The organism is Lysobacter sp. DMC97, from assembly GCF_056313745.1.
In genome coordinates this window covers 41,159-53,872 of record NZ_JBQUZR010000009.1, presented here as the reverse complement: position 1 = coordinate 53,872, position 12,714 = coordinate 41,159, and the positions used below count along the sequence as shown (strand labels likewise).

Annotated in this window: 16 protein-coding genes; 13 read left to right on the top strand and 3 right to left on the bottom strand. The window is 68.1% G+C overall.

Translation table 11 applies throughout. The annotated features are described in order from the left end of the window. Positions 1–191 precede the first annotated feature (191 nt). From ACT53Q_RS18315 to ACT53Q_RS18255, 13 genes are all read left to right on the top strand, one after another. Positions 192–425 (top strand): helix-turn-helix transcriptional regulator, encoded by a 234-nt coding sequence (locus ACT53Q_RS18315; RefSeq protein WP_476188104.1) that lies wholly within the window; start codon positions 192–194, stop codon positions 423–425. A gap of 11 nt (positions 426–436) precedes the next feature. Next, complete coding sequence (locus ACT53Q_RS18310) at positions 437–916, top strand: hypothetical protein (RefSeq protein ID WP_476188103.1); 480 nt, start codon at positions 437–439, stop codon at positions 914–916. A gap of 1 nt (position 917) precedes the next feature. Further along, positions 918–1,805 (top strand): ATP-binding protein, encoded by an 888-nt coding sequence (locus tag ACT53Q_RS18305; RefSeq protein WP_476188102.1) that lies wholly within the window; start codon positions 918–920, stop codon positions 1,803–1,805. Continuing rightward, positions 1,802–2,404 carry a hypothetical protein gene (locus ACT53Q_RS18300; protein WP_476188101.1) on the top strand — a complete coding sequence of 201 codons (603 nt, stop codon included), beginning with the start codon at positions 1,802–1,804 and terminating at the stop codon, positions 2,402–2,404. Before ACT53Q_RS18305 ends, ACT53Q_RS18300 begins: the two co-directional genes overlap by 4 nt. Positions 2,405–2,602: 198 nt before the next feature. Further along, complete coding sequence (locus tag ACT53Q_RS18295) at positions 2,603–2,833, top strand: DUF6511 domain-containing protein (RefSeq protein ID WP_476188100.1); 231 nt, start codon at positions 2,603–2,605, stop codon at positions 2,831–2,833. Between the two features lie 10 nt (positions 2,834–2,843). Beyond that, positions 2,844–3,578 (top strand): hypothetical protein, encoded by a 735-nt coding sequence (locus ACT53Q_RS18290; RefSeq protein ID WP_476188099.1) that lies wholly within the window; start codon positions 2,844–2,846, stop codon positions 3,576–3,578. Continuing rightward, on the top strand, positions 3,575–4,150 hold the full coding sequence (locus ACT53Q_RS18285) for a hypothetical protein (RefSeq protein ID WP_476188098.1): 576 nt from the start codon (positions 3,575–3,577) through the stop codon (positions 4,148–4,150). The genes ACT53Q_RS18290 and ACT53Q_RS18285 overlap by 4 nt, the downstream gene beginning before the upstream one ends. Next, positions 4,147–6,465, top strand: coding sequence for a phage/plasmid primase, P4 family (locus ACT53Q_RS18280; protein ID WP_476188097.1), 2,319 nt, complete (start codon positions 4,147–4,149; stop codon positions 6,463–6,465). Before ACT53Q_RS18285 ends, ACT53Q_RS18280 begins: the two co-directional genes overlap by 4 nt. Positions 6,466–6,601: 136 nt before the next feature. Next, a complete protein-coding gene (locus ACT53Q_RS18275) occupies positions 6,602–7,069 on the top strand; it encodes a crossover junction endodeoxyribonuclease RuvC (protein WP_476188096.1) in 468 nt (155 codons plus the stop codon). Continuing rightward, positions 7,066–7,482: a DUF6362 family protein gene (locus tag ACT53Q_RS18270; protein WP_476188095.1), complete on the top strand. Its 417-nt coding sequence runs from the start codon at positions 7,066–7,068 to the stop codon at positions 7,480–7,482. Before ACT53Q_RS18275 ends, ACT53Q_RS18270 begins: the two co-directional genes overlap by 4 nt. A 535-nt stretch (positions 7,483–8,017) precedes the next feature. After that, complete coding sequence (locus ACT53Q_RS18265) at positions 8,018–9,493, top strand: site-specific DNA-methyltransferase (RefSeq protein ID WP_476188094.1); 1,476 nt, start codon at positions 8,018–8,020, stop codon at positions 9,491–9,493. Continuing rightward, complete coding sequence (locus tag ACT53Q_RS18260) at positions 9,490–10,740, top strand: site-specific DNA-methyltransferase (RefSeq protein WP_476188093.1); 1,251 nt, start codon at positions 9,490–9,492, stop codon at positions 10,738–10,740. The genes ACT53Q_RS18265 and ACT53Q_RS18260 overlap by 4 nt, the downstream gene beginning before the upstream one ends. Continuing rightward, positions 10,737–11,627 carry a DNA cytosine methyltransferase gene (locus ACT53Q_RS18255; RefSeq protein WP_476188092.1) on the top strand — a complete coding sequence of 297 codons (891 nt, stop codon included), beginning with the start codon at positions 10,737–10,739 and terminating at the stop codon, positions 11,625–11,627. Before ACT53Q_RS18260 ends, ACT53Q_RS18255 begins: the two co-directional genes overlap by 4 nt. 46 nt (positions 11,628–11,673) lie before the next feature. Here ACT53Q_RS18255 and ACT53Q_RS18250 read toward each other — a convergent pair whose 3' ends face one another. From ACT53Q_RS18250 to ACT53Q_RS18240, 3 genes are all read right to left on the bottom strand, one after another. After that, complete coding sequence (locus tag ACT53Q_RS18250; RefSeq protein WP_476188091.1) at positions 11,674–11,892, bottom strand: hypothetical protein; 219 nt, start codon at positions 11,890–11,892, stop codon at positions 11,674–11,676. 101 nt (positions 11,893–11,993) lie between these two features. Next, positions 11,994–12,164: a hypothetical protein gene (locus tag ACT53Q_RS18245; RefSeq protein WP_476188090.1), complete on the bottom strand. Its 171-nt coding sequence runs from the start codon at positions 12,162–12,164 to the stop codon at positions 11,994–11,996. Beyond that, entirely contained in the window at positions 12,161–12,688 is a 528-nt protein-coding gene (locus ACT53Q_RS18240; RefSeq protein WP_476188089.1) for a hypothetical protein, read from the bottom strand. The genes ACT53Q_RS18245 and ACT53Q_RS18240 overlap by 4 nt, the downstream gene beginning before the upstream one ends. Positions 12,689–12,714: the final 26 nt, after the last annotated feature.

Here is a 12,714-nt window from a genome sequence, read left to right as displayed (position 1 = left end):
GCGGCATCGGTTGTCGAGCGACCAACTCCCGGCGAAGTCGCACTGATAACAGCCATCTCGTAGTAGGTGCGCAGTCGGCGGCTGGAAAATATAAAGTCCGTTTTCCAGCCGCTTTTCCAGCTGCTTTCCAGCCGCCCGATGCATAGTGTGCTTCTCGCCCGCTGCAACCGCAGCACGACGAGAAGCACGACATGCAAGACCGCACTTCCGCGCAGAGCGTCTCCGACGATGCCCGCGCCTTCGATGAGAACCAGCTCGCCCGGCGCTGGGACATTTCCCACCGCACGCTGCAGCAGTGGCGCCGGATGGGCATCGGCCCCGTCTACCTGAAGCTCGGCAACCGCGTCAGCTACCGCCGCGAGGACGTCGAGCGGTACGAACGCCAGGCGCTGCGTCGCGGCACCAGCGAGCGCGCGTTCGCGTGAGGCCGACGATCATGACCGACCGCACCCTCCTGCCGGCGGAACTCGCCGAACTCACCGTCGCCCAGCTGGCGGCGCTCTCTCCTCAACAGAAGATCCTGCTCGCCCGGCAACTGGACCAGGCCAGCGAGTGGCTCAAGCAGGTCAAGGCGCGCTTCGACGCCGCGCTGGAGAAGACCTACGGTGACCGCATCCGCGACGCGCGCAGCGACGGCGGCAAGGACTTCGGCGTCGTCCATGTAGCCGACGGCGAGATCCGCCTGAGCGTGGATGTCTCCAAGCGCGTGACCTGGGACCAGGCGCAACTGGCGACGATCGCCAAGCGCATCAGTGCCGCGGGCGAGTCCGTCGAGGAATTCATCGACGTCAGCTACAGCATTTCCGAATCGCGCTTCCAGAACTGGCCGTCGACGCTGCGCACGCAGTTCGAGGCCGCACGCACCGTCAAGCCCGGCAAGCCGACGTACCGGCTGACGCCGGCCGGGGAGGGCTGAGATGACGCTTCCCATCATCGGCGCCGACCAGCGCATGTCCGAACGCCGTGGCGTGAAGGGCGTGCTGATCGGCAAATCCGGCATCGGCAAGACTTCGCAGCTGTGGACCCTCGACGCGGGCTCGACCCTGTTCCTCGATCTGGAAGCGGGCGATCTCGCGGTCGAGGACTGGGCCGGCGACAGCCTGCGCCCGCGTACCTGGAGCGAGTGCCGCGACCTGGCGGTGTTCATCGGCGGCCCGAACCCGGCGCTGCGCGATGACCAGGCCTATAGCCAGGCGCACTACGACGCCTCTTGCGCGCGCTTCGGCGATCCGGCGCAGCTCGCGAAATACCACACGCTGTTCGTCGACTCGATCACCGTCGCCGGCCGGTTGTGCCTGCAGTGGAGCAAGGGCCAGCCGCAGGCGTACTCCGACAAGACCGGCAAGCCGGACATGCGCGGCGCCTACGGCCTCATGGGCCAGGAGATGATCGCGTGGCTGACCCACCTGCAGCACACCCGCGGCAAGAGCGTGTGGTTCGTCGGCATCCTCGAGGAGAAGATCGACGACTTCGGCCGCCGCATCCTGCAACTGCAGATCGACGGTAGCAAGACCGGCCTCGAACTGCCGGGCATCGTCGATGAGGTCGTGACGATGACCGAGATCGCCGCTGATGACGGCACCGCCTATCGCGCGTTCGTGTGCCACACCCTCAATCCGTGGGGTTACCCGGCCAAGGATCGTTCCGGCCGGCTCGACCTGATCGAAGAACCGCACCTCGGCCGCCTGATGCAGAAGATCGCCGGCAGCGCGCGTCCCGCGCTCGAACGGCTCGACTTCACCCGCCCCGCGACCACGACCACCCCTTCGCATGCGCCGGCCATCGCCGCGCAGGAGACCGCATGACCGTCTGGAACGATTTCAACGACGCCGAACAGCAGCAAAGCTTCGACCTCATCCCCAAGGGCACCGTCGCCTGGGTGCGGATGACGATCAAACCCGGCGGCTACAACGATGCATTGCAGGGCTGGACCGGCGGCTGGGCGACGCGCAGCGACGAGACCGGCGCCGTCTACCTCGCCTGCGAGTTCGTGGTGCTGGAAGGTCCGTTCGCCAAGCGCAAGCTGTGGAGCAACATCGGCCTGTACAGCCCGAAAGGACCGACCTGGACCGGCATGGGCCGCAGCTTCCTGCGCGCGTTGCTCAACTCCGCGCGCAACGTCCACGCCGACGACAGCTCGCCGCAGGCCGCGGCGGCACGGCGCATTCAGGGCTTCCACGAACTGGACGGCATCGAGTTCGTGGCGAAGATCGACGTCGAACGCGACAACCGCGGCGATCCGCGCAACATCATCAAGCAGGCGGTGGAGCCGGGCCAGTCCGACCACCCGGGCGGTGCCGGCCCGGGGCCGGGCGCGGGCGCACCGGCCGCACGCGCGGCAACGCCGGCCGCGCAGGGCACACGCCCCGCGACGCCCACCGGACGCCCGGCGTGGGCGCAGTAAGGCCCACCCGTGCGGTGCTGGGCCTGCGGCCAACCGGCGCGCGGGTTCGGTCACCTTGACCTGAGACACCCGCCCGCCGATCCACGGCGTTACCCGCACCGCTGGGCCTTCTGCTCGCGCCGTTGCCAGGACGCCTTCCACCAACTCTACGACACCCGCCGCCGGCACCCGCCGGCGGCGCTGGAGGAGCTTGTTCCCGTGACCCTGCCCTTGTCCCCCGATGCCCAGCGCGCCTGCCTGCTCGCGCTCGGCAACGCCGCCGACGCGGTCGGCTTTGCCGTGCCGCTCGCGCAGTACTCGCAGCGGCAGGCGCTGCACGTCATCGACGCGGTCATCCACGCCTACGAACGCCAGCAGCACCAGCACACACGCGCGCTGCGCGGACTGCCGGCGCTGGACGATTTCGAAGACAGTGAGATTCCATTTTGAGGGCGCCGTGATGCTGGATTTCAATTCCTCGTCGACGGAGTCCGGACGCCTCGAGGCGTTGATCGACATCGGCCTGCAGCAGGCGCGCGCGGCCGAGCCCAGGCGCACCTACCTCGGCGCCTCGCGCCTGGGCGTGGCCTGCTCGCGCGCGCTGCAGTACGAGTACGCCGACGCGCCGGTCGATCCCGGTCGCAACACCGACGGACGGATGCTGCGGATCTTCGAGCGTGGGCACGTGCTCGAGGAGAGCATGGTCGCCTGGTTGCGCGGCGCCGGCTTCGATCTTCGCACGCGTCAGGACGACGGCGGACAGTTCGGCTTCTCGGCGCTCGACGGTCGCCTGCGCGGTCACGTCGACGGCGTCTTCGTCGCCGGTCCCGAGGGCTATGCCTACCCGGCGCTCTGGGAGTGCAAATTCCTCGGCGCGAAGGCCTGGCGCGAGTTGGAAAAACACCGGCTCGCCGTCGCCAAGCCCGTCTACGCGGCGCAGGTGGCGATGTATCAGGCCTACCTTGGCCTGCACGCGCACCCTGCCCTGTTCACCGCGATCAACGCCGACACGATGGAAATCTACGCCGAGCGCGTGCCTTTCGACGGCCAACTCGCGCAGCGCATGTCCGATCGCGCGGTGCAGATCGTGCTCGCCACCGATGCCGGCGAGTTGCTGCCGCGCGCTTTTTCCGATTCGACCCATTTCGAGTGCCGGTTCTGTGCCTGGCAGGACCGCTGCTGGAGGCCCGCATGACGCCCGATACCCTTCCCCATTTCGACGAGCCGATGGTCGCTGCGCGCACCGCGCACAAGGCGCTGTGCATTCCGATGCAGTGGCTCAACAACAAGGTCCAGCGCCGTGCGCGCGGCGTGCCGCACTACCGCATCGGCCACCTGGTCCGGTTCCGCCTGGGCGAACTGGAACAGTGGCGTGACCGCCATGCGACCGTGATCGCACCGCAACCGGAACAGGCCGATGCCACAGCGGTCGTTGTCTCACCGCCGCCAGTCGCCACGGACTTCAACGGCGTGAACTGGCACCGTCGTGAAGGGCTCGCCGAGATCTTCGTGCGGCGCCACGGCAACGACTACCGCTACAGCGCACGCCTGCGAAGCTGGTTCATTCGCACCGATCAAGGCTGGTGCCGGGACGGCACGCTGACCGTGTTCGACCTGGTGCGCGTCATTTGCCGTGAAGCCGCCGATCGCGCCCGGACAGAACAGGCAAGGTGCTGGTTCGCCAGTGCCACGACGGTCGCAGCCGTGGAGCGGATCGCGCGCTTGCGCGCGGATGCGATGCCGGCCGGCGAGGAGCGCGCGCAGTGACGCATCCGTCTCTGGATTTCAACGACGTACCACCGGCCGCCGCACCCCGCGACGGCCGGGACGAGATTCGTGCGCATCTGCTCGATCGTCTGGAATCGGTGCTGACCGCGCTGTTCCCGGCTGGCAGGAAGCGACAGGGCAAGTTCCTGATCGGCGATGTGCTCGGCAGCCCCGGCGACAGCCTGGAAGTGGTGCTCACCGGCGAGAAGGCGGGCCTGTGGACCGATCGCGCCAACAACACCGGCGGCGACATCTACGCCCTGCTCGCGGCGCACTTTCGCATGGATGTGCAGGTCGAGTTTCCGCGCGTGCTGGACGAGGCGGGTCGCCTGCTCGGACGTGCGTCCGCGATGCCGATCGCAAAGCCGAAGAAATCGCCGCCGATGGACGATCTCGGCCCGGCGACCGCGAAGTGGGATTACCTCGACGCCGACGGCCAGCTGATCGCCGTGGTGTACCGCTACGATCCGCCCGGCGGCAAGAAGGAATTCCGACCGTGGGATGCCAAGCGTCGCAAGATGGCGCCGCCGGAACCGCGTCCGCTGTACCACCAGCCGGGCGTCGCCGCCGCGGACACGGTCGTCCTCGTCGAGGGCGAGAAGTGCGCGCAGGCGCTGATCGATGCCGGCATCGTCGCGACCACGGCGATGCACGGCGCGAACGCGCCGGTCGACAAGACCGACTGGTCGCCGCTGGCCGGCAGGACGGTGGTGATCTGGCCCGACAAGGACAAGCCCGGCTGGGACTACGCCGATGCCGCCTCGCACGCGATCCTGGCGGCGGGTGCCCAGCACTGCCAGATCCTCTATCCACCGGAGGACAAGCCCGAGGGGTGGGATGCGGCCGATGCGATCGCGGAGGGTTTCGACGTCGCCGGCTTCCTGCTCGCCGGTGAGCGGACGCCTGTGCGTCAGGCGTCGCTTGAGGAGCGCGCGCAGACCGATGAGGACGCGCCGCCGCCGGGCATGTTCGAGGGGCTGGACTGGACGTCCGAGTACGGGCTTGCGGTCGCCTTTCGTCGCCATTTCGGTCAAGACTGGCGCTATTGCATCGAATGGGGCAAATGGCTGGCCTGGACCGGCACGCGCTGGAATCCGGACCGGCGTCTGTACGTGGTGTATCTCGTGCGCGAGCTGTGCGGCGCTGCCGCGCAGCGATCGAACACGCCACCGTTGCGCCGGAAGCTGGCGAGCGCGAGCGTGATTTTCGCGGTCGAGAAGCTTGCGCGAGCGGATGTCACCCTGGCCTCCTTCCCGGAGGACTGGGATGCGGACATCTGGCGCCTGAATACCCCCGGTGGCGTGGTGGATCTGCGCACCGGCAGGCTGAGCCCGCATCGCCGTGAGGACGGCATGACCAAGATTGCGACGGCGGCGCCGCGCGGTGACTGCGTGCGCTGGCACAGGTTCCTCGGCGATGTGACCGGCGGCGATGCCGACCTGCAGGCCTACCTGCAGCGGATGGCCGGCTACTGCCTCACCGGCGCGACCAGTGCGCACGCGCTGTTCTTCCTCTACGGCACCGGCGCGAACGGCAAGTCGGTGTTCGTGAACGTGCTGGCGACGATCCTCGGCGACTACGCGACCAACGCGCCGATGGACACGTTCATGGAGGCCCGTGGCGACCGCCACCCGACCGATCTGGCCGGACTGCGCGGCGCGCGCTTCGTCGCCTCGGTCGAGACCGAGCAGGGCCGGCGCTGGAACGAATCGAAGGTCAAGGCGATCACCGGCGGCGACAAGGTCTCGGCGCGCTTCATGCGCCAGGACTTCTTCGAGTACACCCCACAGTTCAAGCTCATCATCGCCGGCAATCACAAACCGGCCATCCGCAACGTCGACGAAGCGATGAAGCGGCGCATGCACCTGATCCCGTTCACGGTGACGATTCCGCCCGAACGCCGCGACCCGAAGCTGACCGAGAAGCTGCTCGCCGAGCGCGACGGCATCCTCGCCTGGGCACTGGCCGGCTGTCTGCAGTGGCAGCGCACGGGCCTGCAACCGCCTGCGAGCGTCCTCTCCGCGACCGAGGAGTATTTCGAGGCCGAGGATGCGCTGGGGCGGTGGGTTGACGAACGCTGCGTGCGTATCGAACGCGCCCGATCGCTGACGGCCGAACTGTTCAACGACTGGAAGGCCTGGGCCGAGGCCGCAGGCGAGTTCGTCGGCTCGCAGCGCCGATTCTCGGACCAGTTGGTCGCCCGAGGCATCGAGAAGTGGCGCAACGGCATGGGCGTCCGCGGCTTCCAGGGCATCGGCCTGAAGGCGGAGCCCCGACCCGAGCGCAGCCGATTCCCCGACGACAACGACGATTGACCCCCTGCAACGCCACCCACGTCTGACGCAGTCGACACAGTCCATGATTATCCTCTTTACGTGCGTGCACGCGCGCGTAAGGCGTTATCCAGAAGCTGTGTCGACTGCGTCAGACCCGATCCCCCAGGACTCCGGAATGACCAGAACCCTCCTCGCACTCGACCTCGGCACCACCACGGGCTGGGCACTGCGCACCCCCGATCGCCGCATCGTCAGCGGCACCCAATCGTTCAAGCCACAACGCTTCGAGGGCGGCGGCATGCGCTTCCTGCGCTTCGTGCGTTGGCTGGACGAACTGCAGACGCTCTCGGGCGGACTGCACCATCTGGCATTCGAGGAAGTGCGCCGGCACGCCTCCACGGACGCGGCACACGCGTACGGGGGCTTCCTCGGCCAACTCTCCGCCTGGTGCGAACAGCACCAGATCCCGTATCAGGGCGTGCCCGTGGGCACGATCAAAAAACACGCCACCGGCAAGGGCAACGCGAACAAGGACGCCATGCTCGACGCGGTGCGGGGCTGGGGCTTCGCACCCGTCGACGACAACGAAGCGGACGCGCTTGCCCTGCTGCATTGGGCCATCGCACAGGAGCGCAGTGCATGACCGTGTGGACCATCGAGGCGGTCGAGCACCGCTTCCACGAAGCTGCGGCCACGTCCTTCCGCCTGCCTGCAGCGCGCGTCGCAGGTTACGTCAGTCTCTGGCCCGAGATCGCGCGGCAGGCGTGGGAGGGCTATGCGGACGAACGCATCGTGCTGCGCTTCCCGGCGACGCCCGCGGCGGTCGATCGCCTCGCCGAGACCACGCAGTGGTTACAGTGGTTGAGCGTGGAGCAGCGCAAGCTGGTGTGGGCACGTGCCCGCTACGTGCCGTGGCGTGCGATCTGCGAAGCGCACCACTGCTCCAAGCCCACTGCCTGGCGACGCTGGCGGCACGCGCTCACGCTGATCGTAGTGCAGCTCAACGGCCAGCCGCCACGCATCGTGGACGCAATGTCGCAGCGTGACGTGAGGTGACGTCGTGCAGCGCAAGCACTCACGTTGCATCGTAAAACCCCACGAAAATCGATGAAACACTTCTCCAGTTCCAGCGTATCTTTCCCGCTACGGTGGTCATGCTCCCAAGCGGCGAGACGGTCGCGAGGGAGCAGGGGTTTCGGGATCTCGTGAAACGCAAAATCGCAGCATCGCGTAACGTGAAGTAGCGTGGCGCAAACAGTCGTGCCGCAGCGCATTTCGCGACCGATGTGCGTGATGTTTTCGCTGCATCGGCCCTGTAGTCTTTCCACCACCGTATCGCTGACGCACGAGGACCACGACTGACCCACAAGGTCTACGGGTCCTCCCTGCGCCCCGCCTGGAGCGGGCGGCAGAGCCGCAGAACCCCGCTACCGTCTGACTGCAAACCGAGGTTTGCACGGGTTGCAGGGTTTGCAGGTTTGCACTCCCGCAGGTTTGCATCACCTCTTCGTTCCCCCAGCCCGCCGCCATCGCGTCTGCCCCTCTCTCCTCCCGGGCGCGATGGTCGGCGGGCACCTTTTTCGAGCCCACGATGCCCCACGCCCTCACCGTCGAGACCCGCCGGGTCGAGACGCTGGTTCCCTACGCGAAAAACCCGCGCACGCACAGCGATACGCAGGTCGCGCAGATCGCCGCGAGCATCGCGGAATTCGGCTGGACCTCGCCGATCCTGGTCGATGGCGAGAACGGCGTGATCGCCGGCCACGGCCGGCTGCTCGCCGCGCGCCGGCTCGGCATGACCGAAGTGCCGGTGATCGAACTGGCGCACCTGGGCGCGGCGCAGAAGCGCGCGCTGGTGATCGCCGACAACCGCATTGCCCTCGATGCGGGCTGGGACGAGGCGCTGCTGGTGCTGGAACTGGCCGACCTCGCCGAGGTCGGTTTTGAGCTGGACCTGACCGGCTTCTCCGCCAGCGAGATCGAGCGCCTGCTCGGTCTGGTGGAAGACGGCGACGCTGCGAGCGACGCTGCGGAACCTGCGTCGCCTGTCGTGGAAGCGGCGGCCGACGAAGGTGCCGACGCTGGCGCGTCGGACGACGGCAACGAAGATGAAGACGACCGCGATCCCGCGCCGATGATGGCGTCGGTGTCCCGTGCGGGCGATGTCTGGATCATCGGCAGGCACCGGCTGATCTGCGGCGACGCCGCCGATCCGGCCGTGGTCGCGACGCTGATGCGCGACGAGGCTGCGCACCTGTGCATCACCTCGCCGCCCTACGCCCGGCAGCGCGACTACGCCAGCGGCATCGGCGACTGGGACGCGCTGATGCGCGGCGTGTTCGCCGCGGCCGAGGACGCACTGCGCGACGACGCCCAACTGCTGGTCAACCTCGGCCTCGTCCACGACGACAACGAAGTGCAGCCGTACTGGGATGACTGGACCGCGTGGATGCGTGCGCAGGGCTGGCGTCGGTTCGGCTGGTACGTCTGGGACCAGGGGCCGGGCCTACCGGGCGACTGGCGCGGACGCCTCGCGCCGAGCTTCGAGTTCGTCTTCCACTTCAATCGCCACAACCGCAAGGCGAACAAGACCGTGCCGTGCAAGTTCGCCGGGCAGGACATCCACCTGCGCGCCGATGGCTCGTCCACCGCGCTGCGCGGCCGGGATGGCGGTGCGCTGGCGTGGTCGCACGAACACCAGCCGACGCAGGCCATGCGGATCCCGGACTCGGTGATCCGCGTCATGCGCCACAAGGGCAAGCTCGGCCGGGGCATCGACCATCCGGCGGTGTTCCCGGTCGCGCTGCCGACGTTCGTGATCGAGGCGTACTCGGATGCGGGCGAGGTGGTGTACGAACCCTTCGGCGGCAGCGGCAGCACGTTGATTGCCTGCGAACGCACCGGGCGCGTCTGTCGCGCGGTGGAGATCGCCGCCGAGTACGTCGATGTCGCGATCGAACGCGCGCGCCAGCAACTGCCGGGCGTGCCGATCACGCTCGAAGCGACCGGGCAACCGTTTGATGCGGTCGCGGCCGAACGGCGCGGTGCCACATCGGAGGCGGCATGAGCTGGGTCGCGGAGAAGATCGAGCACTGGCCGCTCGCGCGGCTGTTGCCGTATGCGCGCAACGCGCGCACGCACTCGGACGACCAGGTCGCGCAGATCGCCGCCAGCATCGTCGAGTTCGGGTTCACGAACCCGTGTCTCGTCGGTGCCGATGGCGTGCTGGTGGCGGGTCACGGTCGCCTGTTGGCGGCGCGCAAGCTCGGGCTGGAGACGGTGCCCGTCGTCGTGCTCGATCACCTCTCGCCGACCCAGCGTCGCGCGCTGGTGCTTGCGGACAACCGCATCGCCGAGAACGCAGGCTGGGACGACGCGATGCTGCGCACCGAGTTGGAGGCGCTGCAGGCCGACGGCTTCGACCTGGACCTGACCGGCTTCGATCCGGACGCACTCGCCGAGCTGCTGGCGGGCGAGGAAACCGACCAGGCCGGCGAGGTCGATGATGACGAGGTTCCGGAAGAAGCGGTCGCGGTGGTCTCGCGCCCCGGCGACCTCTGGGTGCTGGGCGACCACCGCGTGCTCTGCTGCGACGCGACCGACCCCGAGGCCTACATGCGTCTGTTGGCGGATGGACCGGCGGACATGGTCTTCATCGATCCGCCCTACAACGTCGACTATGCCAACAGCGCCAAGGAGCGGCTGCGCGGCACCCAGCGTCCGATCCTCAACGACAATCTCGGCGCGGCCTTTCATGACTTCCTGCTCGCCGCGCTCACGCCGGTGGTGGCGCACTGCCGCGGCGCGATCTACATCGCCATGTCCTCGGGCGAACTCGACACCCTGCAGGCCGCATTCCGCGCCGCGGGCGGTCACTGGTCGACGTTCGTGATCTGGGCGAAGAACACCTTCACGCTCGGGCGCGCCGACTACCAGCGCCAGTTCGAGCCGATCCTGTATGGCTGGCCGGAAGGCGCGCAGCGCCACTGGTGCGGCGACCGCGACCAGGGCGATGTGTGGCAGATCAAGAAGCCGCAGCGCAACGACCTGCACCCGACGATGAAGCCGGTGGAACTGGTCGAGCGGTGCATCCGCAACTCCAGTCGCCCGGGCAACGTGGTGCTCGACAGCTTCGGTGGATCGGGGACCACGCTCATCGCCGCGCACAAGAGCGGTCGGCGCGCGCGGTTGATGGAACTCGATCCGAAGTACGTCGATGTGATCGTGCGCCGCTGGCAGGCCTGGAGCGGGGAAACCGCGGTGCGTGAAGCCGACGGTGTGCCGTTCGACGATGCGGCGGATGCGATCGAGTGAACCTGCCGATCCACGCGCCGGCCTTCTACAACGAAATCGAGCCCTACCTCTGCACATGGCTGAACAACCAGATCGCCGCCGGCCTGATTCTGCCGGGGCGCGTCGACGGGCGCGACATCCATGACCTCGACCCCGACGACCTCGCCGGCCACCGGCAGGTCCACCTGTTCGCGGGCGTTGGCGGCTGGGCCTACGCCGCCCGGCTCGCCGGCTGGCCCGACGACGTCGAACTGTGGAGCGCGTCGTGCCCGTGCCAGCCGTTCTCGGTCGCCGGCAAGCGTGGCGGCACCGACGATCCACGGCATCTATGGCCCGACGTGTTTCGGCTCGTCCGTGCCCGACGGCCCGCTGTGCTGGTGGGAGAACAGGTTGCGGCAGCGGTTGGCCAGCATTGGCTCGACCGAGTGTTCGCTGACCTGGCGAGTGTCGACTACGCCTGCCGGGCGGTCGTACTCCCGGCTTGTGCCGTCAACGCACCCCATCGCCGGGACCGACTGTGGTTTGTGGCCCACCGTGCTGGCATCGGAAGCGCGGCAGGGGTTTCAGGACAGGTCGCGGGGCAAGAAGGGATCGCAGGAGTCGTTGACGACGGTGGTCGTCAAGGCGCTGTGGCCGGCGCCCACGGGTCTGTCGCCGCCGGAGGATGGTGGCAGCGGTGCGGGCAATTCGGCGGGGTTGGTGGCGATCCGCGAGATCGCGCTGGTGGCGCATGGGACGAACACGATTGGATCGTCGGCTACGACGGCAAGCTCCGCCGGGTCCCTCGCGCCGGAGTTCGTCTTCTGGCTCATGGGATTCCCGCACGCATTCCTCGATTGCGCGCCGCCGGCAATGCGATCGTCCCGCAACTTGCGGCGGAAGTCCTCCGTGCCCTGCACGAAGGGTGACGCTGCATGAACAAACGGGACCGGGCAGGGTCCGGCCCCGTTGCAGTCAGGCCTCTTCGTTGAGCATGAAGCTGCCGGGACCGTTGCCCTCGTCGTCGCTCAGCAGGATGAGCGTGCGTTCCTTGCCGTCGCGGCATTGGACGACGAAGCCGTAGAGTTCTTCGTCGAGCGGATCGTCGCTCGCGCCGGTGCGGGCGAGCGCGGCGATGCTGCCACCGACCAGCGGTCGCAGTTGCCTGAGGTAGAAATCGATGGAGGAGGACATCGGAAACTCCAGTGTCGAGGGGGGGGGGGAATGGTTCGATGATCGGGATGCGGGGCCACGCCTCGGCGTGGCCTTGCGTCAGGTTGCACCGCGCTGCGGCGTCAGTCGGGCGTCGTTTCCCCGGCAATGCGCTGCAGGAGTCGTGTCGCTTCCTCGTCGCGCGGCAGCGCGGTGCGCAGGATGCGCAGGGCCTGATCGAGGGAAATGTCCGGATGCCGGTTGTCGATCAACCAGCGCAGCGCCTGTTCGCGGTCGGTGATGGTCGCGTTCATGCGTCGCTCGCCTCCTCGGCGAGCGCGCAGTGGATGGTCAGCCCGATGAGGTAGGGCAGGTCGTGGGGGATGTCGTACTCGCGCCCCATCCTCCGGCCGATGGTCCACGACATCCAGCGTGAGGTCGCGAATCGCACCGCCGCGTCGAGGGTGTCGCCCACGAGGAGGCGGTTGCGCACCTCGTCGGCGAAATGGCGCCCGTGGCGGCTGTCGAGGAAGGCGCGGGCGGCCTCGGGCGATTCGCCGGTGGTCTCGGCGATGGCGACGATGGCCAGCGGCCATGCGGCCTCGGCCTGTTCGTGCATCGTGCCCCAGAAGCCCCATGCTTCGGTGCGCGGGGCGGGGATGGGCGTGTTGCTGGGCATCGTTGGGTTCCGGTGAGTGGCGACATCGACATGAACGCGCTGTTCGCGATGGAAGCCAAGCTGATTTGGCTTGTTTTCTGCCATTTCCGCGATGAGCGTCGGGCGATGGACAAGGCACTGAACGGTGCGCGCGTCGTGCTCGTGATTGTCGGTACGCAATGCCGTGCATCGGCACGGCATTGCGT